The organism is Streptomyces sp. NBC_01235, from assembly GCF_035989285.1.
Taxonomy (GTDB): domain Bacteria; phylum Actinomycetota; class Actinomycetes; order Streptomycetales; family Streptomycetaceae; genus Streptomyces.
In genome coordinates, this window is record NZ_CP108513.1 from 5,784,716 (window position 1) to 5,810,617 (window position 25,902).

The window sequence follows — 25,902 nt, forward strand, 5'->3', positions numbered from 1 at the left end:
GGGACGGCATGTACGGCTGGATCTGGCGGCATCTGCCGGGAAACGCGTGGGTGAAGGCGCTGATCTCGATCATGCTGGTCGTGGCCGTGGTGTACGCGCTCTTCCAGTACGTCTTCCCGTGGGCCGAACCGCTGCTTCCCTTCAACGATGTGACGGTGGACAACCAGTGAGCGCGCGCATTCTCGTCGTCGACAACTACGACAGCTTCGTCTTCAACCTGGTCCAGTACCTGTACCAGCTGGGTGCCGAGTGCGAGGTCCTGCGCAACGACGAGGTCTCCACGGCCCACGCCCAGGACGGCTTCGACGGCGTCCTGCTGTCCCCCGGCCCGGGCACGCCCGAGGAGGCCGGCGTCTGTATCGAGATGGTCCGGCACTGCGCGGCCACCGGTGTCCCCGTCTTCGGCGTCTGCCTGGGCATGCAGTCGATGCAGGTGGCGTACGGCGGTGTCGTGGACCGGGCGCCGGAGCTGCTGCACGGCAAGACCTCGCTGGTGGAGCACGGGGGCAAGGGCGTCTTCGCCGGCCTGCCGACCCCCTTCACCGCGACCCGCTACCACTCGCTGGCCGCCGAGCCGCAGACGGTCCCGGCCGAACTCGAGGTCACCGCCCGTACGCACGACGGGATCATCATGGGCCTGCGCCACCGTGAACTGCCTGTCGAGGGCGTCCAGTTCCACCCGGAGTCGGTGCTGACCGAGCACGGGCACCGGATGCTGGCCAACTGGCTGGTGGAGTGCGGCGATCAGGGCGCGGTGGCGAGGTCGGCGGGGCTCGCCCCGGTGGTGGGCAGGGCCACGGCGTGACCGCGCTGCGTCCCGAGCGCGAGGACTCGTACGGCACGGCGCCGTACGAGTCCTTCGGCGGTGACCAGTACGGAGCCGGCCCCTACGCGGGGGAGCCGTACCAGGCGCCCGTCGACGAGGAGACGGTGGCGCTGCGCATGCCGCCGTCGGCGTCCGCGTTCGGCGGCGGGCCCAAATCGGCCTCTGGCGCCCCAGCGGCCTCTCCTGCCCCTGGATCCCCGGCCGGTGGCCGAGCGGCCCGCAGAAAGGCCGCCAAGGGCCGTCGTGGGCGCCATGGCGGCCCGGGCGAGGTGTCCGAGTCGTACAACGGGGCCGACGCGCCGACCCAGGACGAGCGGCCGCTCTCGCGCGTCGAGGCCCGCCGACAGCAGCGGGCCCGTAAGCCGAGCGCGGCCGTGGTCGCCAGCCGCGCGGTCGGGGAGGTGTTCATCACCACGGGCGTGCTGATGCTGCTGTTCGTCACCTACCAGCTGTGGTGGACGAACGTGCGGGCCCACGCGCAGGCGGACAAGGAGGCGAGCAGCCTCCAGGACGACTGGGCGAACGGCAAGGGCGCCCCCGGCGTGTTCTCGCCGGGGCAGGGCTTCGCGATACTCCACATCCCGAAGCTGGACGTGGTGGTGCCGATCGCCGAGGGCGTCAGCAACAAGAAGGTGCTCGACAAGGGCATGGTCGGGCACTACGGCGAGGGTGCGCTGACGACGGCGATGCCCGACGCGAAGACCGGCAACTTCGGGCTCGCGGGCCACCGCAACACGCACGGCGAGCCGTTCCGGTACATCAACAGGTTGCAGGCGGGCGACGAGATCGTCGTCGAGACGCAGGACGAGTACTTCGTCTACAAGATGACGTCCTCGCTGCCGGTGACCGCGCCGAGCAACACGAGTGTCCTCGACCCGGTCCCGCCGGACTCCGGGTTCACCGGGCCGGGCCGGTACATCACGCTCACCACCTGCACCCCGGAGTTCACCAGCAAGTACCGCTTGATCGTCTGGGGCAAGATGGTCGAGGAACGGCCGCGCAGCAAGGGCAAGCCGGATGCGCTCGTCGAGTAGGCGTGCAGCAGTCGAGTAGGGGCAGATTGAACGTGGCAGCGACCACCGGCGACACCGAGCACGAAGAGCACGCGCGCGTGGACGCGCCCGAGCCCGCGCCCCGGCGGCGCGGCGGCGGCCGGATCGCGCTGGCCGTGAGTGTCTTCGGTGAGCTACTCATCACGGCCGGCCTGGTGCTCGGTCTGTTCGTCGTCTACTCGCTGTGGTGGACCAACGTCGTCGCCGACCGGCACGCGGACCGGCAGGGCGACAAGGTGCGCGACAGCTGGGCCCAGGAGGACACCGGTCCCGGGGCGCTCGACACCAAGGACGGCATCGGCTTCCTCCATGTGCCCGCGATGAAGAACGGCGAGGTGCTGGTCGAGAAGGGCACCTCGTCGAAGGTCCTCAACGAGGGCGTCGCCGGCTACTACATCGATCCCCTGAAGGCCGTCCTGCCGACGACCGGCAAGGAGGGCAACTTCACGCTCGCCGCCCACCGCGACGGCCACGGTGCGAAGTTCCACAACATCGACAAGCTGGACAAGGGCGACCCGATCGTCTTCGAGACGAAGGACAACTGGTACGTCTACAAGGTGTTCGCGGTCCTTCCCGAGACCTCGAAGTACAACGTCGAGGTCCTCGGCCGGATCCCGAAGGAGTCCGGCAGGAAGAAGGCCGGCCACTACATCACGCTGACGACCTGCACGCCGGTGTACACCTCGCGCTACCGGTACGTGGTGTGGGGGGAGCTGGTCCGCGTCGACAAGGTGAACGCGGACCGGACACCACCGAAGGAACTGAGCTGAGGTGACGGCCCTTCTTTCAGGAGGGCTGTCACCTAGCATGATGAAGGCCCGAAGCCGCAACCTTCTTTTGCGGCTTCGGGCCTTCTGTCCGGTGTCCTGGTTACTCGAGAACCCTCAGGGCCGCCCCAGCGCTCCACTCCTCCAACAGCCCACGGTGTACGGCGGTGATGCCGGTCTCGGCGGCGATGTTGAGGGCATCACGGGTAAAGGGACAGGTCGCCACGAACAGGGCCACCTCGGAGTCGTGCAGGACCTTGGCGGCCCCGACGAACTTCTGGAGCTCTGGGCTGGTGATGGAGGTGTGGGGCGCGAACCTCTTGCATTGGACGACGAGGCGTCGCCCGTGGGCCGTGAGGGCGGTGATGTCGACGCCGCGGTCCCTTCCGCCGCCTTGCACGACGACGTCGGTGCAGCCGTCGCGGCGCAGCAGTGTGGCGATGTGCTCCTCGAACTCGCGCCCGTTCATGGCGTCCATGGAAGCCATGACTCCGGCGAGGGGCCGATCCTCGTGTGGGGCTTCCAGTCGCTGCAGCCGGGCGTGGTGCTGTCGGAGCCGCTTCTCGATCCGCTGGACGCCTGTTCGGAGGGCGATCAGCTCTCTTTGATGCTCGCCTGATGTTTCGATCAGGACGTTGAACATGGGTACGACGGTCTTGCCGAGGATGTGGGTGATGCGCTGGTCGATGCGGTCGTCGAGGGACACGGAGTCCGAGGGGACTGGGTTGTCCACAGGCTGCGTCCGCGCCCGGTGCTCCATGTCGAGAAGGTATGTGCGCACCTGACGGGCGACTGCACTGTCACGGAGGAGCATCGCGACGTTGAGGACCGCGCGACGGGAGTAGAGAGTGAGGCTGGACCGAGGCTGTGGGTAACCTGCCGGATAGCGTGACAGGACGTCACGCTTAAATTCTGCGAGGTCAGGGCCCTGCAGGGTGAGCATTCCGTTGGCCGACAGCTCCTCGTGGTGCCGTGCTTTGAGCCGGCGGATGGCCTCGGTGGTGACGCCGAAGTACGCCGCCACCATGGCCGTGGTCACATGCATTCCGTCCGGCAGCAGCGACAGAGCCTTCACCCGGTCGAGTGCGTCCGTCTGTTCGAGCACGCTGTCGCGCAGACTCTTGGATTCCAGTAACGCCGTTTCGTTGATCATGTCCTGTAAACGAATGGGCATAAATGAAGACACGATCGTTTGGTGAGCATGCGTTCGACCGGTGGGGCAAAGAGCGCGGGCCCCGCCGGATGCTTCCGGCGGGGCCCGCGTGTCTCGTTCCTACGCCCGGCTAACCGCTGGTACCGCCGAAGATGTTGGTACCGCCGTCGTTGCCGCCGTTGTTGTTGCCGTTTCCGCCGACTGTCACGAGGTTGACCGTCTGGCCCTTGTTGACCGTGCTGCCAGGGCTGGGATCGGAGCTGAAGACGATGGCGTTGTCGTCATTCACGGTGACGTTGCCGACGTTCAGGCCCGCGTCCTGGAGCGCTTTCTTGGCGTCCTTCAGGGTCATGCCCTGGAGGTTGCCCGGGACCTGGGTCTGGCTGCTCTTGCCGATCTGGATCTGGACCGTGGAGCCCTTGTCGGCCTGGGAGCCGATGGACGGGACGGTCTGGATGACCTTGCCGACCTTGCTCTGGTCCTGGGTGTCGACCTCGACGCAGTTGCCCTGCAGGTTGTTCTGCTGCATCTGGGCCTTGGCCTCTTCACAGCTCTTGTTGGAGACGTCGGGGACGGTCGCCTTCTCCTCGGCCTTGGCGATGGTGAGGGTGATGGTGGTGCCCTTCTCCACCTCGTCGCCGAGCTTCTTGTCCTGCTCCAGGACGGTGCCCTCCGGCTCGGTGGACACCTCCTGCTTCGTCTCCACCACGAACTGGTACTTGTCGCCCTCCAGGAGCGTCTTGGCCTCGTCCAGCGTCTTGCCGAGGACACTCGGCACGACCACCTTCGGCGCCCCCGTCGACACGACCAGGTTGACGGTGTCGCCCTTGTTGACGTCCTTGCCGGCCGCCGGGTCCTGCGAGCAGATGTTGCCCTTGGCGGTGCTCTCGCAGGCCTTCTGGGTGAAGACCGGCTTCAGCTCGACGTTCTTGGCCATCGTCACGGCCTCGGCCTGCGTCTTGTTCACGAAGTTCGGGGCCGCGAAGGGCTTGCTGTCCGCGGGGTCGCCGGTGAACACCCACTTGCCGATCAGGATCGCGCCGACGAGCACCAGCGCCGCGGCGAGGACCAGCAGGATCGTCGAGGTGTTGGACTTCTTCTGGCGGCGCCGGTCGGGACGGTCGTCGTAGCCGAAGCCGCCGTCGTCCGGGTTCATGGGCGGCAGCATCGACGTGGCGCCGGCGTCCGCGGAGCGCATGGCCGTGGTCGCCTGGTCGTCGCCGTAACCGCCGTAGCCGACCGAGCCCATCGCCGCCGTCGCCGCGACCGGCTGGCCGTCGAGGCAGGCCTCGATGTCCAGGCGCATCTCGTCGGCCGACTGGTAGCGGTAGTTCGGGTCCTTGACCAGCGCCTTCAGGACGATGGCGTCCATCTCGGGGGTGATCTCGGGGTCGAAGACGCTCGGGGGCTGCGGTTCCTCCCGGACGTGCTGGTAGGCAACCGCGACCGGGGAATCCCCGACGAACGGCGGCCGTACCGTCAGCAGCTCGTAGAGCAGGCAGCCCGTCGAGTAGAGGTCGGAGCGCGCGTCGACCTGCTCGCCCTTCGCCTGCTCCGGCGAGAGGTACTGGGCGGTGCCGATGACCGCGGAGGTCTGCGTCATCGTCATCCCGGAGTCGCCCATGGCGCGGGCGATACCGAAGTCCATGACCTTGACCTGGCCGTTGCGCGTCAGCATGACGTTCGCGGGCTTGATGTCGCGGTGGACGATGCCGGCTCTGTGCGAGTACTCCAGGGCCTGGAGGATGCCGATGGTCATCTCCAGCGTCCGCTCCGGCAGCAGCTTGCGGCCGGAGTGGAGCAGCTCGCGGAGCGTGGAGCCGTCGACGTACTCCATGACGATGTACGGGATCGAGACCCCGTCGATGTAGTCCTCGCCCGTGTCGTAGACCGCAACGATCGCGGGGTGGTTGAGCGAGGCGGCAGACTGGGCCTCCCGGCGGAACCGGGCCTGGAAGGAAGGGTCGCGCGCGAGGTCCGCGCGCAGCGTCTTCACCGCCACGGTGCGGCCGAGGCGGGTGTCATGCGCGAGGTAGACCTCCGCCATGCCACCACGACCGAGCACGTGGCCCAGCTCGTACCGGCCGCCGAGGCGACGCGGCTCTTCCATAGCTACCTACCAGCCCTCTCCGTCGGTCCCGACCGGCACACGTGTGCGGCCGGAGGCTGCCGTCCGGGCATACCGTACCCGGACGGCGCTTCGTGACCTGGCCAAGCCCGTCACCCGATACAGGACCGGTATCGCAACGTGCACCGATGTGTAGGCGACGTGATGGGGGTCACTTCTTGCTGTCGATGACTGCCTTCATCACGTTCCTCGCGATCGGACCGGCCAGACCGCCACCGGTGATGTCGCCGCGGTTGGCGGCGCCGTCCTCGACGACGACGGCGACGGCCACCGGCACGCTGCCGTCGGACAGCTTCGCGTACGAGATGAACCAGGCGTACGGCTTCTCGCTGTTGTTGAGGCCGTGCTGGGCGGTACCGGTCTTGCCGCCGACCTTGACGCCGTCGATCTTGGCCTTGCCACCGGTGCCCTGCGGGTCGTTGACGACCGTCTCCATCATCTCCTGCAGGGCCTGCGCGGTCTTGGAGGAGACGGCCTGGGACAGCTGCTGGGGCTCGGTCGTCTCCAGGGTGTCCAGGTTCGGGGCCTTGAGCTGGTCGACCATGTACGGCTTCATCAGCTTGCCGTCGTTGGCGACCGCCGAGGCGACCATGGCCATCTGGAGCGGGGTGGCGCGGTTGGAGCCCTGGCCGATGCCGTCCAGAGCGTTCTGCGGCTGGTTGTCCTCGGGGTAGACGCTCTCGGCGGCGCGCACCGGGGTGTCCAGTTCCGCCTCGTTGAAGCCGAACTTGTTCGCCTGTTCGATCATCTTCTTGTTGCCGACGTTGTCGGCCATCTTCGCGAAGACGGTGTTGCAGGACACCATGAGCCCGTAGCGCAGGGTGGCGTTCTCGCAGGCGCCGTGCTCGTTGCCGAGCTTTTGCGTGGACTGCGGCAGCGGGAACGGGTCCGGGGTGTCGGTCTTGGAGTCGATGTCGTCGACCTCGCCGTTCTCCAGCGCGGCCGCGGCCGTGACCACCTTGAACGTGGAACCGGGCGGGTAGGTCTCGCGCAGCGCCCGGTTGAGCATCGGGTTGTCGGGGTCCTTGTCCTTCTGGACCGCCTGCCACGCCGCCTGGTCGGAGTCGGAGGATCCTGCGAACTTCGACGGGTCGTAGGACGGCGTGGAGACCAGCGCGAGGATCTTGCCGGTGGACGGCTCGATCGCGGCGACGGCGCCCTTCTTGTCGCCCAGGCCGGTGTACGCGGCCTTCTGCGCGGCGGCGTTGAGGGTGGTGACGACGCTGCCGCCCTCCTTCTCCTTGCCCGTGATCATGTCCAGGGTGTTGCGGAAGAAGAGCTGGTCGTCGTTGCCGCTGAGGATGCCGTCCTCCAGCTTCTCCAGCTGGTTGGCGCCGAACGCCTGCGAGGAGTAGCCGGTGACCGGCGCCCACATGGCGCCGTTGGTCCAGGTGCGCTTGTACTTGTAGTCGCCGCTGGTCTCCACCGAGCCGGTGATGGCCTTGCCGTCGACGACGATGTTGCCGCGCGGGGTGGAGTAGCGGGTGATGTTGACGCGGCGGTTCTTGGTGTCGCTGGCGAGGCTGTCCGCCTTGACGTACTGGAGGTAGTTGTCGCGCAGCAGCAGGGTCAGCACGAGGAGGCCGCAGAAGATCGCGATCCGGCGCAGGGGCTTGTTCATGACGGGCGGACCACCTGGGTCATCTCGGCGTCGGGGTTGGAGGCGGGGGCGGGTGCCGGGCGGCGCGCCGTGTCGCTGATTCTGATCAGGATGCCGATCAACGCCCAGTTGGCGATGACGGAGGATCCGCCGTACGCCAGGAAGGGCATCGTCATACCGGTGAGCGGGATGAGGCCCATCACACCGCCGGCGACGACGAACACCTGGAGGGCGAAGGCGCCGGAGAGGCCGATGGCGAGCATCTTGCCGAACGGGTCGCGGGCGGCGAGGGCGGTGCGCACGCCGCGCTCCGCGATCAGGCCGTACAGCAGCAGCAGCGCCATGATGCCGGCCAGGCCCAGTTCCTCGCCGAAGGTGGCGAGGATGAAGTCGGAGTTGGCGGCGAACTTGATCAGCTCGGAGTGGCCCTGGCCCCAGCCGGTGCCGAGGGTGCCGCCCGAGCCGAACGCCCACAGGGCCTGCATGGCCTGCTCGGAGTGGCCGCCGACACCGGCCTGGGAGAGCTTGTACTCCTTCATCGGGTCGAGCCAGGCCTGGACGCGCTGCTGGACGTGCGGCTCGACGCTGGCCACGCCGACCGCGCCGGCCGCGGACATCAGCAGACCGAAGACGATCCAGCTGGTCCGTTCGGTGGCCACGTACAGCATGATCACGAACATGCCGAAGAACAGCAGCGAGGTGCCGAGGTCGGTCTCGAAGACCAGGATGAGGATCGAGATGAACCAGACGACCAGGATGGGGCCGAGGTCGCGGCCGCGCGGCAGGTAGAGGCCGAGGAAGCGGCGGCTGGCCAGGGCGAGGGCGTCGCGCTTCACCATCAGATAGCCGGCGAAGAAGATCGCCAGCACGATCTTGGCGAACTCACCCGGCTGGATGGAGAAACCGGCCACCGAGATCCAGATCTTGGCGCCGTAGATGTTCTGTCCGAGGCCCGGCACGAGCGGCAGCAGCAGCAGGAACAGCGCGCCGACCATCGAGATGTAGGTGTAGCGCTGAAGGACGCGGTGGTCCTTGAGGAAGATCAGCACCACGATGAAGAGGCCGATGCCCATCGCCGTGTAGAGCAGCTGTCGTGGCGCGGCCGTGCCGGCCTGCTGGGCCTGCTGGAGGTACTTCGACTGGTCGAGGCGCCAGATGGCGACCAGTCCCAGCCCGTTCAGCAGGGTGGCCAGCGGCAGCAGCAGCGGATCCGCGTACGGCGCGAACTTGCGGACGACGAGATGGGCGACGCCGGCCAGCAGTCCGAGGCCGAGCCCGTAGCTCAGGAGGCCGGACGGCACCTGCTCGTTGATGGCCAGACCCACGTTGGCGTAGGCGAAGACCGGGATGACGACGGCGAACACCAGCAGCGCGAGCTCGGTGTTGCGCCGGCTCGGCGTGCCGATCGAGCCGATCGTTGACGTGTGGTGCGTCGGCGAGTTGGTAGTACTGCTCATCGTGTGACGGGGCCTCTCACGGCTTGCCTACTGCTCACCGCACCGCGAGACGACCTTCTGCTCTTCCTCCGAAAGGCTGGGGCCGGGGGTGGGAGTGGCGGTCGCGGATACGGACGGGGACGCGGTTGCCGAGGGGCTCGGCGATGCCTTGGACGTGAGGGACGTGGGTGTGGTTCCCGTGGTGCCGCCGGCCTTGCCCGCGCCGGTCTTCGAGCTGGTTTTGCCCGCCGTGGCGGCGTCGGCCTGCTTCTTGCAGGCGGAGGCCTGCACGGCCAGCTCGTCGATCTTCTTCTGGGCGGCGGACAGGTTGCCTTCGGCGATCGTCGCCTCGACCAGCTTCTGCTGGTACTCCGGGAGGTACTTGAGTTCGATCTCGGGGTGGTCCTTCTCCACCTTCGACAGCGACACCCAGGCCAGGTCCTGGCTGATACCCCGGTACAGGGCGACGTGCTCGTCCTTGGTGCCGACGTAGTACTGCGTCTGCGTCCAGCGCCAGCCGCCGTACAGGCCGCCGCCGATCACTGCGAGGGCGAGCACGCTGTAGAAGGATCTCTTCAGCCACTTACGGCCCTTGCGCGGCTTGACGAAGTCGTCGTCGGTGTAGTCGCCGAAGCCGTCTGTGGGGATGAAGCCGGTGATGTCGCCGCCGGAGCCGGGCGGGCCGAACTCGCCGCCCCCGTCGTGCCCGTGCTGCCTGCGGCCGAGGCCGGAGGCGCGGCCCGCGGGGGTCTGCATGATGCCGTTGTCGTGCAGCTGGAGTTGGTTCTCGGCGACCGCGCCGACCACGACCGGCACGTCCGACAGCTGCCCGGCGAGCGTGTCCCCGGTGTCCAGGTCGAGGACGTCGGCGACGATGACGGTGATGTTGTCGGGGCCGCCGCCGCGCAGCGCGAGCTGGATCAGCTCCTGCACGGTCTCCTGCGGGCCCTGGTAGCTGGCGAGGGTGTCTTCCAGCGTCTGGTGGGAGACGACGCCCGACAGACCGTCCGAGCAGATCAGGTAGCGGTCGCCGGCCCGGACCTCACGGATCGACAGGTCCGGCTCGACATGCTCACCGCTGCCCAATGCCCGCATCAGCAGCGACCGCTGCGGGTGGGTGGTGGCCTCTTCCTCGGTGATACGGCCCTCGTCGACGAGGCGCTGCACCCAGGTGTGGTCCTGCGTGATCTGTGTCAGCACGCCGTCGCGCAGCAGATACGCGCGCGAGTCGCCGACGTGCACGAGACCCAGACGCTGGCCGGTCCACAGCAGGGCGGTCAGGGTGGTCCCCATGCCCTCGAGCTGCGGGTCCTCCTCGACCAGGGCGCGCAACTGGTCGTTGGCGCGCTGGACGGCGGTACCGAGCGAGGTGAGGACGTCCGAGCCGGGGACGTCGTCGTCGAGGGCGACGATGGTGGAGATGGCCTCGGAGGAGGCGACCTCACCGGCGGCGGCGCCGCCCATGCCGTCGGCGATGGCGAGCAGGCGCGGACCGGCGTAACCGGAGTCCTCGTTGCCCTCCCGGATCATGCCCTTGTGCGATCCGGCGGCGAAACGCAGTGACAGACTCATGCGCACCTCGCCCGTCGGCCCCGGGTACAGCCGGTCGTGTCGAGCCACACTGCCCACCCTCCGGTCGGGAGCACACCGGGGCCCTGGGTTCCGGCCGCCGCCGCGTGCTCGCTCCGCTCGCGCTCACTCATGATGTAGCACTACTTCCGAAGCTCGATGACGGTCTTGCCGATACGAATCGGCGCGCCCAGCGGGATCGGCGTGGGAGTCGTCAGCCGCGATCGGTCGAGGTACGTGCCGTTGGTGGAACCCAGGTCCTCGACGATCCACTGGCCGTCGCGGTCTGGGTAGATCCTGGCATGGCGGCTGGAGGCGTAGTCGTCGTCCAGCACGATCGTGCTGTCGTGCGCCCGGCCCAGAGTGATGGTCTGGCCCTGGAGCGCGACGGTCGTGCCGGTGAGGGTGCCCTCGGACACGACCAGCTTCGTCGGTGCGTTGCGGCGCGTGCGGCCGGCGGCGGCGGCGGGCTGCTGGCGCTGCTGCGGAGGCGCCTGTTGGCGCTGGGCCTGCTGCGCCCGCCCGGCCTCCCGGCGCGAACCGCGCTGGGTGACCCGTGTACCGAACAGGTCGCTGCGGATGACCTGCACGGCCACGATCACGAACAGCCACAGTACGGCCAGGAAACCCAGCCGCATGACCGTGAGGGTCAGCTCTGACATTGCCCCCGCTTCACCCTTCGGCTTGCCGGTAAATGATGGTGGTGCTGCCCACGACGATCCGCGAGCCGTCGCGGAGCGTAGCGCGGGTGGTGTGCTGCCCGTCCACCACGATGCCGTTGGTGGAACCGAGATCCTGGATCGTCGAGGGCGAACCGGTCCGGATCTCGCAGTGCCGGCGCGAGACGCCGGGGTCGTCGATCCGCACGTCGGCCTCGGTGCTGCGGCCCAGCACGAGCGTCGCGCGGGAGATCTGGTGGCGGGTGCCGTTGATCTCGATCCAGTGGCGGGTGCGGGACCCGGGCTGCGGAGCCCCGGCCAGGCCTCCGCCTGCCGCGCCGGGGCGCTGGGCGCCTGCGGCGGGCGGGTAGCCGTAGCCGCCGGGACGGGCGCCGGGGGCGCCGCCGGGCGGCGGAGCGGAGGGCATGGGCGGAGCGGCGGCCCCGCCTGCGCCGAGGTAAGAGGCGTTGCCCGGGCCGCCGGGGCGCTGCCGGCCGCCGGCGGCGGGCGCCTGCTCGGGCGCCTGGCTGCTGGAGGAGGCGAGCGTACGGCTGCGCACCCGGTACAGGCCGGTGTCGAGGTCCTCGGCCTTCTCCAGGTTGACCTTGATCGGTCCCATGAAGGTGTAGCGCTGCTGCTTGGCGTAGTCGCGCACCATACCGGCGAGCTCGTCGCCGAGCTGGCCGGAGTAGGGGCTGAGCCGCTCGTAGTCCGGCGTGCTCAGCTCCACGATGAAGTCGTTGGGGACGACGGTCCGGTCCCGGTTCCAGATGGTCGCGTTGTTGTCGCACTCGCGCTGGAGCGCGCCGGCGATCTCCACCGGCTGGACCTCGGACTTGAAGACCTTGGCGAAGGTGCCGTTGACCAGACCCTCGAGACGCTGCTCGAACTTCTTCAGAACTCCCATGGGGCACCTCCTCCGTAGTGGCTGCTGTCCCGTGCCGTGCTGCTTGCCCTGCTGCTTACCTGGTACTGCTTACTGATCGTATCCACGCGCCGGTGAATCGGCTGGTTCCCCCTGTCGACACCCGTCGACGGGTGTCGACGCCCTCTTGCGCACCTGCTTCGGACACTCGCTTCTGCCCAGGATCGTAGAGGTGGCCGTGGACCAGTGTCCCGCACCTGACTGTGCTCCTCGTCCGGCTCCTGGGGAGACGGCTGCCTTAGGTACGAGGTTGATACGTGAACCAGTCACCGCCGAGACGTACGGGGTTGCCGTCGTCTCCCACCTGCTCCCTGCCCGCTAAAAAGGGATGTGAACGCACCCTGGACCGCGTGCTAATGTTCTGCATGTCGGAAGGCGGCAGGCCGAAAAGCCCACAAGCCCGAGGACACACCCAATGCGCGGGTGGCGGAATAGGCAGACGCGCTGGATTCAGGTTCCAGTGCCCGCAAGGGCGTGGGGGTTCAACTCCCCCCTCGCGCACAAGGGAGCACCGACGAGAGTGCTCCAGTTGCACCGACGGAACGGGCGGCATCGTGATCACGATGCCGCCCGTTCCTCTGTGTGTGGTGAGAAACACGTGGACCGCGGACGGCTTGGGCCGTCGGCGGTCCGATTTGTTTCAGGTGTGGATCTTCGGTTGCTCTGCGGCCGGCTGGTTGTCTTGCGGCGGGCTACCGGTGGCTTGTGAGGAAGGTCTCAGGGCTGGGTGACGTAGCCCTTGGGGGTCCAGGTGCCCAGTGGCTCGGTCTTGCGGCGGCGGGTAGGGCGGCGGTGGGGTCGATTGCCGTGGAGGGCGATGGAGTCCGCCCGGGCGGTGAGCTTGCGGCGGTTGGCGTGGGCCAGTTGGAAGCCGGCGGAAGGGTCTGGGCGGCGATGCCGCGGATGCGGCGGGTGCCGGCGACTTCGATGCGTTCGTAGAGGGGGTCCTTGGGCGTAGCCGCAGATGCCTTCGACGCTGTTGCGGAGCCGGAAGTACACGCGCTGCCAGGCTTCGGAGCCGTACTGGAGGGGCTGCCAGAGGTTGGCGCCGGCTTCCGGGGGGACCGTGACGGTCTTCTGGCTGCAGCACGGGGGGCGAGCCCGCGGGGCTGGGGGCGGGGTCGACGAGGGCGAGGGGTCTTTGTGCTTGGCGGTGCGGACGTACCAGGCGGCGTCGGGGTCGGCGGAGGTGACGGGGCTGTCGGGGCTGTCGGGGCGAGGCCCTTGGCGTAGGTGCCGATGACGGTGGCGTCGACGCAGGACGAGCCGTCCCAGTTGTCCAGGAGGGGCAGGGCCTCACGCAGGGACATGGCGAGGATCATGTTGGCCACGCGGAGCATGAGCGTGCGCTTGCGGGCGAGCTCGGCGGGGTCGGCCTGGGCCAGGAGCTTCTGGGCGTGGCCGCGGGCCAGTCGGTGGTTCTTGGGCGGTGGGGACCGGCCGATCGCGTCGAGGACGCTGTGGATGCGACGGCGGACGACGGCGTAGGCGGCCTCGAAGCCGCGGTCGTGATCGGGGTGGCGGCACAGGCCGGGGTGCCGGCGCACCTCGTTGGAGAGCGCGAAGTGCAGCAGGCCCGTGACAGCGGTGAAGAGGATGACGCCGCCGTTGCGTGCGGCGGTCAGGCACATGCCGGCCAGGAGGGCCTCGACCGGAAGGGTGCAAGGGCTGCCACGCGGGCGCGGGGTCCGCGGACGGCGACGGCCGCGGCGCCGTGGGGTGCCTCGCGGACGTCGTGGGTGCGCAGCGGGATGATCTCGGGTGAGTCCAGGGCGCAGCCGAGGGTGAGGGCGAGCAGGGTCAGGTAGCCGTAACGCGGTTCGTCGATGGGCTGGGCGAGGGAGGGCGGAGGCGTACAGCTGGGTTTGTTCCTGCTGTGTGTGGGGGCGGGAGGCGTCTGAGCCGGTGAGGCGGAGTACGCGCCGGGTTGCCGGTGATCAGGTCGGGGCCGAGCAGGGCGCGGCGGAGTCTGCTGAGGCGGCAGCGGCGGTTGGAGCAGAAGGACTCCTCCAGGTGCAGGCAGCCGGTGGCCAGGTACCACTCGATCGCCCCCAGACGCTTCGTCTCCTCGCAGTGAGCGATCAGCGCCTCGCATTTCTCGGTTTCCTCGCGCAGCGCTGCGTTCAGCCTTTCGATGGCTGACTTGGATTGCTTGACCAGGGTGTCGTAATGACGGACTGCGTACTCAGCTTCGTCCCCGAAGTCAGCCGGGGGACTCGAGAAAGTCTCCTGGTGCGACGTGTGCGCCACGCTGGAGCCGCGGGGGCCGGCTGTCCGGCTTTTCGGTGGCCAGGTGGCTGTTCTGGTGGCTACAAGCCTTGCAGCGTCGCGGTGAGGGGAACTTCGTCCTGGCGGCACCCGCGGCAAGAGCCTGGCCGTGCGACGTCCGCGTCCTGCTCGCGCCGGGCGCGCGGTGGTGGACGACAGCCGCACTGCGGGATGGCGGCGTACGGGTAACCCCGAAGTACTGCTCGACGTCATGGACGGCTACTGGGAGGGATGGCTTCCCGACGGGGTGATCTCCCTTGAATGAGTCGCTGACCTCTGAATGGGCCGCTGACCTCCTCCGGCGTGAACGTGCGAAACAGCCCACTCAGGGCACCGGCCGGTTGCGCCCGTCACGTAGAGCGCCGGTGCGCGAGTGTCTGGGAGATCGCCTGCCGGTGCCCGCTCTCGCCGGCACTGGGCCGTCCCTGCCGGCAGCTCCAACGGCCGGAGCCGTGGAACCCGGCGCTCACCCGACGCGAGGGTCGGGCCCGCGGCCTGCCCACCAGCAGCCCGACAAAGCGAAAACGGCCCGCCAGTTGAACTGATCACCTTCATGAAAAGCCTATGTTAAGGGGATCTTTAGCGTACCGGGATAGGTTGTTGTGAGCATGAGCTTGCCGATGAATGTTCGTTTTCAGTCAATGGGGAGGATTGAATTGGAAATCACTCGACAGGCCGGCGAAAAGATGGGGGCCGTGGTTGAGGGCTTCGATCTGGCCACTGCTTCGGAAGAGGATTTCGAGGAGCTCAAGACCCGGACCTACCGCGACAAGATCCTGGTGCTCAAGAACCAGGACCTCTCACCCGAGAAATTCCTGGAACTCGGCCAGAGGCTCGGTACTCCCGAGACCTACTACGAGCCGATGTACCAGCACCCCGAGGTGAAGGAAGTCTTCGTCTCCTCCAATATGAGCGACGGGGAAAAGCAGATCGGGGTCCCGAAGACGGGCAAGTTCTGGCATGCCGACTACATGTTCATGCCGAAGCCCTTCGGGCTCACGCTGATCTACCCCCAGGTCATACCGAAGAAGAACCGCGGAACCTACTTCATCGACATGGGGAAGGCCTACGAGAACCTCTCCGGCGAGCTGAAGGCCACCCTCGCCGATGCGGTGGCGGTGCAGACCGTGCGCCGGTACTTCAAGATCCGCCCGACCGACGTGTACCGCCCGATCTCCGAGATCCTCGACGAGATCGAGACCAAGACACCGGCGTCGCCGCACCCGGCGGTCTTCAAACACCCAGGGACCGGCGAACAGGTCCTCTACATCAGCGAGGGGTTCACCGCCGAACTGCAGGACGCCGACGGCAACCGGCTCGACGACTCGGTTCTGAAGGACGCGCTGGAGGCCGTGGGCCAGCTGGACCTGACGTGCGAGCACGAGAACATCCACCTCCAGACCTTCGAGCAGGGCGACCTTCTGCTCTGGGACAACCGCAGCCTCGTGCACCGCGCGTTGCACACCGCGACGCCGGAGCCCACCGTCTCGTACCGCGTCACCGTGCACGACCACTTTCCGTTCTACGAGGGCATCTCCGCCTGACCAGCCCGTTCCTGCACCTCACGACCGAGAAAGAGTCGTCATGACCACAGCGCAGCCGGCCCCCAAGCACCCGAATCCGTTCGACGAGGCGTTCTTCAAGGACCCGTATCCGACCTACGCCGAGTTGCACACGACGGGCGCGCCCCTGCACCGCGTGTCCCTGTCGGACGGCAACGACGTCTGGCTCATCACCGGCTACGAGGAGGCCAGCGAGGCGCTCAAGGACCGCCGCCTGGTCCGTAACCGCCGGCATGCCGGCCCCGACTACCAGAGCGAGATCCTGCCGGAGATCGTCCGCTCCGGGAACCTGCACATGGAGGACGGGCAGATCCACACCCGCCTCCGCCGCTTCATGAACTTCGCCTTCACCCCGAAGCGGGTCGCGGCCATGGTGCCCCGGATCGAGCAGGTCACCAAGGAACTGCTCGACGCCATGGAGGCCAACGGCGGCGGCGACATCATGGACGGCCTGGCCGCGCCGCTCCCGATCGCGATGACCACCGGCATCCTCGGTGTGCCGGACGACCAGCGGGGCGACTTCCGCTACTGGAGCGACGAGCTCCTCGGCGGCGCGCCCGAGCGCGCCCGCCAGGCCGCCGAGCAGCTGCTCGTCTACGTTCAGGGGCTCATCGACCTCAAGCGCCGCGAGCCGGCCGACGACCTGATCTCGTACTGGGTCTCGGTCAAGGACGACGAGGGCAACCCGCTGACCGATCAGGAAATGATCGGCATGACCTTCTTCCTGCTGCTCGGCGGCTACGACACGACGGTCGGCCAGATCGGTGCCTCCGTGATCGCACTGCTCAAGCACCCGGAGAAGGCCGAGCAGATGCGAGCCAATCCGGAGATCATCCCGGACGCGGTCGAGGAACTGATGCGCTGGGACGGCTCCACCCACAGCGGCATCCGGCGGTTCGCGGCCGAGGACGTGGTGATCGGTGACGAGACCATCGCCGCCGGCGACTGCGTGCTGATCTCACTCGGCGCGGCCAACCGCTGCCCGATGCGCTTCGCCGATCCCGACCAGCTGGACTTCGAGCGCGAGGAGAACTGGCAGCTCGGTTTCGGCCGGGGCCCGCACCACTGCCCGGGCAAGGAGCTCGCCCGGCACGAGCTGCGCATCGCGCTGGGTGAACTGGTCCGTCGTTTCCCGAAGATGCAGCTGGCCGTGTCCGAGGAGGAGGTCGTCTGGCGCCCGTCGTACCTGATCCGGGTCCCGCACGAGCTGCCGGTGAGGTTCTGAACATGACGACGACGCCGGATGCTCCGGGGGCGCCCCGCTGTCCGTACGGCGCAGTGAAGACCCCCTTCGACGCCGCCTACTTCGCGGACCCGTACGCCACGTACCGTCGTCTGCAGACCGAGGGGCCGGTCCACCGGATCAAGACGCCTGAGGGCTACGACGCCTGGCTGGTCACCCGCTACGCCGATGTGCACCAGTTGCTGGGCGACCACCGGCTGGTGCGCCATGTGCGGCATGCCAAGGGCGATTACTTCCGCTTCCCGCTGCCCGTCGAGTTCTCCAGGTCGCTGGTCCGTGAGGACCCGCCCGTGCACACGCGGCTGCGCCGGTACATGAACCTGGCGTTCGCGCCGAAGCGGGTGCGGCCTCTGCGGCCCCGCATCGAGGCGGTGACCGACGAGCTCGTCACCGCGCTCGGTGACAGCGGCGAGACGGACCTGATGGCCAGTCTCGCCATGCCGCTGCCCATCACGATCATCGCCGAGATGCTGGACGTCTCGGCGGAGGAGCAAGCGGACTTCCGGCGCTGGGCCGACGCGCTCGTGGGCCTGGATCAGGAGGAGCTGCGCAAGGGCGGCATCAGCATGCTGCACTGCCTGTCCCGGCTGGTCGAGCTGAAGCGGAAGGAACCGAGCGACGACATCTGGAACGACTGGATCCGGGGACTCCAGGGGCAGGAAGAGCCACTGGAGACCGATGAACTGCTGGGCCTTGGCTTCATGGTCCTGCTGGGCGGTTACGACCCCACCGCCGGCGTCATCGGCTCGGCCGTCCTGCGGCTGCTGGAGGAGCCGGACCTGGCGCAGCGGCTGCGCGAGCAGCCGGAACTGATGCCGTCGGCCGTGGAGGAGTTCCTGCGGCTGCACGGCGCCAGCCACACCGGCGCACGGCGGTTCGCCGCCGAGGACATCGAGGTGGGCGGCGAGACCATTCCGGCCGGAGCTGCCGTGTTCCTGTCGCTCAGTGCGGCCAACCGCGATCCGGAGAAGTTCGAGCTCGCCGAGGTCTTCGATCCGGAGCGGTCGCCCAACCGCCACGTCTCCCTCGGGCAAGGGCCGCACTTCTGTGCCGGCGCCGAACTCGCCCGCATGGAGATCACGGCGGTGCTGGAGGCCGTGTTGCACCGCCTCCCGAACCTTCGGCTGGCGGTACCGGCGGAAACTCTCAGGCTGCGGCCCGGGTATTCCATCCGGTCCCTCGAAAAGCTGCCTGTCATGTACTGAGCTCATCCTGGGGGGTAATGAGATGCTGGCCCTGTCCCAGCCGTCGGCGTGGGCAACCGAATTCGCCACCGACGAGGTACTGCTCGAGCAGGTGTTGAAGCCGTACCGGCTCAACTGTCAATACCTCAAGTCCGCGGTGGTGAAGCTGGCCGACCGCCCCGGAGAGGTGGGACGGGTGTCGGCGTCCTGCGAGTTCGAGATCCCGGAGTCGTGCTACATCGACGACACCGGACACTTCAACTCGGTCGAATTCAACATCTGTTACAACCAGATGATGTATTACGTGATCGCCAAGGTGGTGAAGGAGCGGCTCCTGGAGCCGCTCTCTTCCTGGAGCATGGCGGACTACTGGTCGCGTCAGCTTGCCGACTTCCTCATCACCGATTTCCGCAGCTCCTTCCGGCGTGCGATGCAGGGCGGGAAGTTCTCCGGTGAGATCGAGATCCTCGACCTCACCGAATGGGAGGGGGACGACCTCCACGAGGCACTGCTGGTCGCGCAGACCTCCTGCCGTTACTGGGACGAGAACGGCGGCAACTGCCATGGCGAAGTCCGCATAGCCATCACCAACCCGATCAGCAATCAGAATCGATCCTGAGGCATTCATGACGAAGAACACGCCACTGGTTGAGCAGTTGCGCAGCCTTTCCCGGCCGGAGCGGCGTTCTCGGGTCGAGGAGCTGGCGCGCACAGAGTTCCGGACCGCGCTGCTCATGTCCGAGGGCGAAGACGTTCCGCTGGACCAGAACTACTTCGACCTGGGCCTGACCTCGCTCCGTGTCACCGAGATCAAGCAGCGTCTGGAGGCGCAACTCGGCTGTGCCATCGACACGGCCGTGCTGTTCGCGGTACCGACACTGGGTCGCCTCGTGGAATACCTGCAGAACGAGATCCTCCCGAAGCTGATCGGGGAGTCAACGGCATCGGAGGGAAGGGCCGCCAGCTCCGTGCCGGCCGACCGCAGGGCACTGGTCACCGACCTGCTGAACGACCTGTACAAAGGCTGAACGCACACCTGGCCTGACCAACGACCTATTCCGGGGGGCGCTGCGCTGCCTCTGGAGCGGAGGAACCACCATGTCCAACCGGCGCCCAGATGTGCAGGAAGAACTGGACGCTGCTCGCGAAGCACTTCGGGAGCAGCGGAAAGTGCTCAGGGAGTTGCTGCTCGAAAAGCACGAGCCCATTGCGATCGTGGGCGTCGGAATGCGTTTCCCCGGTGGGAACTCCACACTTCCGGGCTTCGCCGAATTCCTCGAGCAGGGCCGGTCGGGTACGGGGCCGATCCCCGTGGACCGCTGGGACGTGGAGGGTTTCTCCTCGGGCGGTCAGGACGCGAAGGGAAAGATCCGCACGTTCGCCGGCGGATTCCTGGACCGGGTGGACCAGTTCGACCCGCAGTTCTTCAACATCTCGCCGAAGGAAGCGCAGTACATCGATCCGCAGCAGCGGCTCGCGCTGGAGACCGCGTGGGAAGCCCTGGAAGAGGCGGGAATCGACCCGAACAGCCTGCGGAACGGCAATGGCGGTGTCTACGTCGGCGTCTCCACCGTCGACTACACCATCGAGGCGGACGCCCTCGCGTACGAGGAGCTGGATGCCAACATAGGTACCGGGACGGCGCACTCCGCGGTGCCTGGCCGGATCTCGTACTTCCTCGGCTGGCGCGGACCGAGCATGGCCGTGGACACCGCCTGCTCCGCCTCCCTGGTGACCCTGCACCTGGCCGCCGAGGGCCTGCGCCGCGGCGAGTGCGACATCGCGCTGGCCGGCGGGGTGAACGTGATCCACCACCCGCGCAACCACATCGTCTTCTCGCAGGCGAACATGCTCTCCGTCGACGGCGAGTGCAAGACCTTCGACTCCTCCGCCGACGGATACAGCCGCAGCGAGGGCTGCGGGATGGTGGTGCTCAAGCGGCTCACGGACGCCAAGCGCGACGGGGACCGCGTGCTGGCGCTGGTACGTGGTTCGGCAGTGCGCCAGGACGGCGAGAGCGGCGGCCTGACCGTGCCCAACGGCTCCGCCCAGGCCATGGTCATCCGCGCCGCGCTCGACAACGCGGTGCTGGACCCCGCGGACATCCAGTACGTCGAGGCGCACGGCACCGGCACCTCGCTGGGTGACCCCATCGAGGTCGGAGCCATCCAGTCCGTCTTCGCCGAGTCGCACTCGAAGGCGGCGCCGATCGTCGTCGGCTCGCTGAAGACCAACGTCGGCCACATGGAGGCTGCGGCCGGTATCGGCGGTGTGATCAAGGCGGTGCTGCAGCTGCACAGCGGGCAGATCTACCCGCACCTGAACATGGCGACCCCCTCGGAGCACATCCCGTGGGACGACTACTGCGTCGAGGTGCCGGTCGGCGGACGGCCCTGGAAGGCGGACACCCGCCGCGCCATCGTCAACTCCTTCGGCTTCGCGGGCACCATCGCCTGCGCCGTACTGGAACAGGCCCCCGCATTCGCCCCCACCGAACCGTCGGTGACCGACGGGGGGCACATCTTCACCCTCTCGGCGAAGAACGACAAGGCCCTGGCACTCCAGAGGGAGCGCCACCGTGCGCACCTCGCCGAGCACCCGGACCTGAGCCTGGCCGACGTCTGCTACACCAGCAACGTCGCCCGGGCCCACTTCGGCAGCAGGCTGGTGGGCGTGGTACGCGACACCGAAGAACTGTCGGCGCTGCTCGATCGCACCCCCATCGCCCGCCCCGACCTGAGCAGGACCGCCTTCCTCTTCACCGGCCAGGGCTCTCAGTACGCGGGCATGGGCAGGCCGCTCTACGACGCCTACCCGGTGTTCCGGGAGCACCTGGACGCCTGCGACCGGCTCTTCGAAGCGCGGATCGGCCGGTCCGTCAAGGCACTCGTCCTCGGTGACGCCGAGGACCCGGAGGCGATCGACCAGACCTGCTTCACCCAGCCCGCGCTGTTCTCCCTGGAGTACGCCACCGCACAGTTGTGGCTGAGCTGGGGCGTCCAGCCGAGCGTTCTGATCGGCCACAGCATCGGCGAGGTGGTCGCGGCGACCGTGGCCGGACTCTTCTCGCTTCAGGACGCGGTCCGGCTGGTCGCGGCGAGGGCCCGGCTGATGCAGTCCGTCACCGCACCCGGCGCGATGGTCGCCGTGGAAGCCGCGGAGAACGAGGTCGCCCCTCTCCTCGAAGCGTACGAGGACGTCACCTTCGGCGCCTTCAACGCCCCCGGTCACTGCGTCGTCTCCGGCGGTGAGGCCTCCGTCGCGGCCATCACCGGCCGGCTCGAGGAGCGCGGTCTGCGCGCCAAGCGGCTCGCGGTCTCGCACGCCTTCCACTCGCCGCTGATGGCAGAGGTCTTCGACGCCTTCCGCGAGGAGATCCAGGACATCACCTTCCGCGAGCCCGAATTCTCCCTGATCTCCAACGTCTCCGGCCGGGTCGCCGAGGTCGCCGAGATGTCCACCCCCGAGTACTGGGTGCGGCACATCGCGGAGCCCGTCAACTTCCAGGCCGGCATGGCCGCGATCGGCGCCCGCGGCCGCCACGTCTTCATCGAGGTGGGCCCCTCGGGAACCCTGCTGGGACTGGGCAAGCGGATCCTGGACGCCAAGGAGCACGTCTGGCTCCGGAGTTCGGCGAAGGGTGACACGGACTCCTCGGTCGTCCGGGCCTCGGTGGCCGAGTGCTACGCCGCCGGCCTGCGGATCGACTGGGAGGGCTACCACCAGGGGCGCGGCGGGCGGCGGACCGTACTGCCGACGTACGCCTTCGACACCAAGCGGTACTGGCTGCCCATCACCGGCGACCGGCACTCCAAGGAGCGCGTGGTCGACGCCTCGCGGGCGCACCACTCGCTGCTCGGCGCCGAGGTGAGCACCGCCGCGCAGCTCCGGGACGGCGCGCGCGAGTTCGCCGCCGAGATCGGTCCCGACCAGCCGTCCTACCTGGTCGACCACGTCATCATGGGACAGACGGTGTTCCCCGGCGCCGGCTACGTCGAGATCCTGCTCGCCCTGCAGGACGCGGTGTACGGCGAGAGCGGCCGGATCCTGGAGGACGTGGCGATCCTGGAGCCGCTGATCCTCTCGGACGAGCAGCGCACCGAGATCCGTACGCGGCTGCGCCGGCTCCCCGGCGGCAGCGCGGAGGTCGAGATCCTCAGCCGGACACCGGGAGCCGACAACGCCATCGAGCGCTGCCACGTCACCGCCCGGATCGGCACGGAGTACACCCTGCTTCCGGAGCTGCGGGCGGTCGCTGCGGAGCTGGAGACCAAGGCGGTGGCCGAGGGCCATCCGTCGCTGCCCCGCCGCCCCGACGACCTGTACGCGGAGTTCGCCGACCTCGGGCTCGAATACGGCCCGGAGTTCCAGCGCATCGAGCACATCGCACGTCAGGGCGACAGTGTCTCCGTCGCCCGGCTGCGCGGCCGGGTGGCCCACGTGCTGGAGCACCTGCCGCCGGTCGTGCTCGACAACGTCACCCAGTCGCTGGCCGGGGTGCTGGACAACGGCAACACCTACCTCCCGGTCGGCTTCGGCCGCTTCCAGCTGCTGAAGAAGCCCAAGAGCGACGAGCTGCGCAGCTACGTGCGGCTCACCAGTGAGGAGAACGCCGACGGCGAGATGACCGCGGACATGCTCCTGACGGAGGACGGCCGGCCGGTGTTCGTCGTGCACGGCTTCCGGCTGAAGAAGGTCACCGCTGCCGCGGGCGCCCCGCGCCGGCAGCTGTTCCACGAGCCGCGCTGGCTGAAGCGCTCCCTGGTACGCCAGGGCGGCGGCGAACGCGAGCGGCGCATCCTGGTGGTCAACCAGGGCGCGGCGGACTTCGAGTCCGTACGCGAGCACCTCGACGCAGGCGGCGCCTCGCTGACGTTCGCGCCGGACGCCAAGGGGGCCGCCGGGCTGCTGGGCGAGCGGCCCACCGACGTCTGCTGGTTCTGGAAGAGCGCACCGGGCCCGGTCACGGCCGAGCGCCTGCGGGCGGAGTGCGAGGCCAACTACCGCGAGCTGCTGGACCTCCTGGCGGCGCTGGAGAAGGCGGCGTTCGGGCGCGACCAGCGGCTGTGGCTGGTCACCGAGGCGGCCCAGCGGCTGCCCGGTGACCTCCCCGGCCGGCCGGGCCGTGCCTCGGAGGTCTCGCCCGCCGCGACCCTGTGGGGCCTCGGCCTCACGCTGTGGAACGAGTACCCCACCTACCAGGCCACGCTGATCGACCTCCCCGTCGGCGGCGACACCAAGGCCCTGGCCGACGAGCTGCTGACCGCCGAGCCGGACGAGTACCAGGTCGCCTTCCGGGACGGCAACCGGCACGTGCGCCGGATCCACCGCGCCGACCCGGCCGGTACGAACGACGCCAACTTCGAGCTCGCCATCACCGAGTTCGGGGAGTTCTCCAACGTCCGGGCCGTGCCCATCGAGGACGTGGCACCCCAGGGCGACCAGATCCAGGTCCAGGTGCACGCGGCGGGCCTGAACTTCAAGGACGTCCTCAACGTGCTGGGGCTGCTCAAGGCCCACGCGGAGGACAGCGGCATCGAGTACCAGCCCCTCGACCTCGGCTTCGAGGGGGCCGGCACGGTGGTCGCGGCCGGCCCCGACGCGGAGTTCCGGCCCGGCGAGGAGGTGCTGCTCAGCCACCTCGGCTGCATGAAGCGGCGCGTCACCGTGCCGTCGGCGATGGCGGTGCGCAAGCCCGCCAACATCGGGTTCGCCGAGGCAGCCGGACTGGCCACCGCCTATGTCACCGCCCACTACGCCTTGCACGACCTGGCCGGCATCAAGCAGGGTGACAAGATCCTCATCCACGCGGCGGCCGGCGGTGTGGGTCAGGCCGCGGTGCAGCTGGCCAAGCTCGCGGGCGCCGAGATCATCGCCACCGCCAGCCCCCGCAAGCAGGAGCTGCTGCGCGCCCAGGGCATCGAGCACGTCTTCAACTCCCGCACCCTGGAGTTCGCCGACCAGGTACTGGAGGTCACCGGCGGCAAGGGCGTCGACATCGTCCTGAACAGCCTGAACAAGGACTACATCACGGCCGGCATGAAGGCGCTCGGCGAGGGTGGCCGGTTCGTGGAGCTCGGCAAGATCGGCATCTGGTCGGCCGAGCAGGCGCATACGGCGCGGCCGGACGTGAAGTACGACAACTTCGACCTCAGCGAGTTCGCGGAGGAGGAGCTGCAGAAGGTCAACAAGGGCATCCTCCAGACGGTGGCGGGGCTGCTCTGCGAGGGTGCGGTGCAGCCGCTCCCGACGACCGCCTACACCCTGGACGAGATCGAGGAGGCATTCGCGGTCCTCAGCCGCGGAGCCAACGTCGGCAAGCTGGTGATCAGCTTTGAGCAGGAGGACGGCTTCCGCGAGCGCCCGGTCACCATCACGGCCGACCGCTCGTACGTGATCACCGGCGGCATGGGCGCCCTGGGGCTGGTGATGGCGCAGAAGCTCGTCGACCTCGGTGCCCGGGACCTCGTCCTGGTCGGCCGGCGGGCCGTCCCGGAGGCGGATGCCGCAGCGATCGCCGCCGGGCTGGGCGAGGGGGTGCGGGTCAGCACGCTGCAGTGCGATGTGGCCTCGGCCGACGACGTCCAGCGGCTCGTCGACTTCGTGGCGGCCGGGCCGCACCCGCTGGGCGGCGTTCTGCACACAGCCGGTGTCCTCGCGGACATGCCGATCTCCTCCCTCTCCTGGGAAAGCATCGACAAGGTCTTCCAGCCCAAGGTGTACGGGACCTGGCATCTGCACGAGGCGCTGCGCGACCTCCCGGACGCGCCGTTCTTCGTCGGCTTCTCCTCGATCGCCTCGGTGGTCGGGTCGGCCGCGCAGGGCAACTACGCGGCGGGCAACGCGTTCATCGACGCGCTCATGCAGTGGCGCGGAGCGCAGAACCTGCCGGGCCTGAGCATCAGCTGGGGCCCCTGGGCCGAGGTGGGCATGGCCGCGGAGCTGAGCGAGCAGCTGGTCCGCAGCATCGAGTCCCAGGGCATGAGGTTTCTCAAGCCCGCCGACGGCACCCGCTCGATGTTCAAGGCGCTCGGGAAGCCCGCCGCGCACCTGATGATCGGCGAGTTCGACTGGGACCGCTTCGTCTCGGCCCGGCCGGCCGCCAACGCCTTCTACCGTGAGGTGGCCGGAGCCGGCGGCGCCGCTGTCCACACCGTCGACCTGGACGCGCTGCGCGCGCTGCCGAAGTCCGAGCGGCTCTCCTCCGTCAACGAGCTGGTCCGTGCCCGGATCGCGGGACTGCTCCACTTCGAGGGGCCCGACGACGTCGGCGTCAACGCGAAGTTCCTCGAACTGGGCCTGGACTCGCTCAGCGCGGTGGAACTGAAGAACAGCCTCGAAGCGGCCCTCCAGGTGCCGCTGTCCTCCGCGATCGTCTTCGACTACCCGTCGATCGGGGTGCTCACCGAGTACCTGGAGCAGCAGCTCGTACCGCAGGCGGCAGCCGAGGACGAGCAGTCCGCTGACGACGTGGCGGTGCTCTCCGACGCCGAGGCCGACGCCGAGCTCGCCGCGATGATGGAGCTGTGA

General features: G+C 68.5%; 19 protein-coding genes and 1 tRNA gene. 12 read left to right on the forward strand and 8 right to left on the reverse strand.

Annotation, left to right across the window (positions count from 1 at the left end):
* Positions 1-8 precede the first annotated feature (8 nt).
* The 4 genes from OG289_RS25775 to OG289_RS25790 are packed head-to-tail and all read left to right on the forward strand — an operon-like array spanning position 9 to position 2,648.
* Positions 9-170: a hypothetical protein gene (locus OG289_RS25775; protein WP_020130626.1), complete on the forward strand. Its 162-nt coding sequence runs from the start codon at positions 9-11 to the stop codon at positions 168-170.
* Complete coding sequence (locus OG289_RS25780) at positions 167-805, forward strand: aminodeoxychorismate/anthranilate synthase component II (RefSeq protein WP_319337525.1); 639 nt, start codon at positions 167-169, stop codon at positions 803-805. Before OG289_RS25775 ends, OG289_RS25780 begins: the two co-directional genes overlap by 4 nt.
* Positions 802-1,860, forward strand: a complete 1,059-nt coding sequence (locus OG289_RS25785; RefSeq protein ID WP_327316383.1) for a class E sortase — start codon at positions 802-804, stop codon at positions 1,858-1,860. The genes OG289_RS25780 and OG289_RS25785 overlap by 4 nt, the downstream gene beginning before the upstream one ends.
* Before the next feature lie 32 nt (positions 1,861-1,892).
* Complete coding sequence (locus tag OG289_RS25790; protein WP_327316384.1) at positions 1,893-2,648, forward strand: class E sortase; 756 nt, start codon at positions 1,893-1,895, stop codon at positions 2,646-2,648.
* 100 nt (positions 2,649-2,748) lie between these two features.
* On the opposite strand, the gene OG289_RS25795 is transcribed toward OG289_RS25790, so the two are convergent.
* From OG289_RS25795 to OG289_RS25825, 7 genes are all read right to left on the reverse strand, one after another.
* Positions 2,749-3,798, reverse strand: coding sequence for a restriction endonuclease (locus OG289_RS25795; protein WP_327316385.1), 1,050 nt, complete (start codon positions 3,796-3,798; stop codon positions 2,749-2,751).
* A gap of 130 nt (positions 3,799-3,928) precedes the next feature.
* On the reverse strand, positions 3,929-5,908 hold the full coding sequence (pknB, locus tag OG289_RS25800; protein ID WP_327316386.1) for a Stk1 family PASTA domain-containing Ser/Thr kinase: 1,980 nt from the start codon (positions 5,906-5,908) through the stop codon (positions 3,929-3,931).
* A 169-nt stretch (positions 5,909-6,077) separates the two neighbouring features.
* On the reverse strand, positions 6,078-7,547 hold the full coding sequence (locus OG289_RS25805) for a peptidoglycan D,D-transpeptidase FtsI family protein (protein ID WP_327316387.1): 1,470 nt from the start codon (positions 7,545-7,547) through the stop codon (positions 6,078-6,080).
* On the reverse strand, positions 7,544-8,983 hold the full coding sequence (locus OG289_RS25810) for an FtsW/RodA/SpoVE family cell cycle protein (protein WP_327316388.1): 1,440 nt from the start codon (positions 8,981-8,983) through the stop codon (positions 7,544-7,546). Before OG289_RS25810 ends, OG289_RS25805 begins: the two co-directional genes overlap by 4 nt.
* A gap of 27 nt (positions 8,984-9,010) precedes the next feature.
* The gene (locus tag OG289_RS25815) at positions 9,011-10,534 is read right to left on the reverse strand and encodes a Stp1/IreP family PP2C-type Ser/Thr phosphatase (protein WP_327320802.1); all 1,524 of its coding nucleotides are present in this window, start codon (positions 10,532-10,534) and stop codon (positions 9,011-9,013) included.
* Positions 10,535-10,674: 140 nt separating this feature from the next.
* A complete protein-coding gene (locus OG289_RS25820) occupies positions 10,675-11,193 on the reverse strand; it encodes an FHA domain-containing protein FhaB/FipA (protein WP_327316389.1) in 519 nt (172 codons plus the stop codon).
* Between the two features lie 10 nt (positions 11,194-11,203).
* Positions 11,204-12,097: a DUF3662 and FHA domain-containing protein gene (locus OG289_RS25825; protein ID WP_327316390.1), complete on the reverse strand. Its 894-nt coding sequence runs from the start codon at positions 12,095-12,097 to the stop codon at positions 11,204-11,206.
* A 435-nt stretch (positions 12,098-12,532) separates the two neighbouring features.
* Between OG289_RS25825 and OG289_RS25830 the strand changes: the two genes are divergently transcribed.
* Positions 12,533-12,616: transfer RNA gene (locus OG289_RS25830), tRNA-Leu, on the forward strand.
* A gap of 191 nt (positions 12,617-12,807) precedes the next feature.
* Here OG289_RS25830 and OG289_RS25835 read toward each other — a convergent pair.
* Complete coding sequence (locus OG289_RS25835) at positions 12,808-13,746, reverse strand: hypothetical protein (RefSeq protein WP_327316391.1); 939 nt, start codon at positions 13,744-13,746, stop codon at positions 12,808-12,810.
* 746 nt (positions 13,747-14,492) lie between these two features.
* Here OG289_RS25835 and OG289_RS25840 point away from each other — a divergent pair.
* The 7 genes from OG289_RS25840 to OG289_RS25870 all read left to right on the forward strand — a co-directional run bounded on the left by OG289_RS25840 (position 14,493) and on the right by OG289_RS25870 (position 25,902).
* On the forward strand, positions 14,493-14,648 hold the full coding sequence (locus tag OG289_RS25840; protein ID WP_327316392.1) for a hypothetical protein: 156 nt from the start codon (positions 14,493-14,495) through the stop codon (positions 14,646-14,648).
* A 391-nt stretch (positions 14,649-15,039) separates the two neighbouring features.
* Positions 15,040-15,927 carry a (3R)-3-[(carboxymethyl)amino]fatty acid oxygenase/decarboxylase gene (gene scoE, locus OG289_RS25845; protein WP_442818952.1) on the forward strand — a complete coding sequence of 296 codons (888 nt, stop codon included), beginning with the start codon at positions 15,040-15,042 and terminating at the stop codon, positions 15,925-15,927.
* A 40-nt stretch (positions 15,928-15,967) separates the two neighbouring features.
* Entirely contained in the window at positions 15,968-17,170 is a 1,203-nt protein-coding gene (locus OG289_RS25850; protein ID WP_327316394.1) for a cytochrome P450 family protein, read from the forward strand.
* 2 nt (positions 17,171-17,172) lie between these two features.
* Positions 17,173-18,393 (forward strand): cytochrome P450 family protein, encoded by a 1,221-nt coding sequence (locus OG289_RS25855; protein WP_327316395.1) that lies wholly within the window; start codon positions 17,173-17,175, stop codon positions 18,391-18,393.
* A 22-nt stretch (positions 18,394-18,415) separates the two neighbouring features.
* Positions 18,416-18,991 (forward strand): FcoT family thioesterase, encoded by a 576-nt coding sequence (locus tag OG289_RS25860; protein WP_327316396.1) that lies wholly within the window; start codon positions 18,416-18,418, stop codon positions 18,989-18,991.
* 7 nt (positions 18,992-18,998) lie between these two features.
* The gene (locus OG289_RS25865; protein WP_327316397.1) at positions 18,999-19,400 is read left to right on the forward strand and encodes an acyl carrier protein; all 402 of its coding nucleotides are present in this window, start codon (positions 18,999-19,001) and stop codon (positions 19,398-19,400) included.
* 70 nt (positions 19,401-19,470) lie between these two features.
* Complete coding sequence (locus tag OG289_RS25870) at positions 19,471-25,902, forward strand: type I polyketide synthase (protein WP_327316398.1); 6,432 nt, start codon at positions 19,471-19,473, stop codon at positions 25,900-25,902.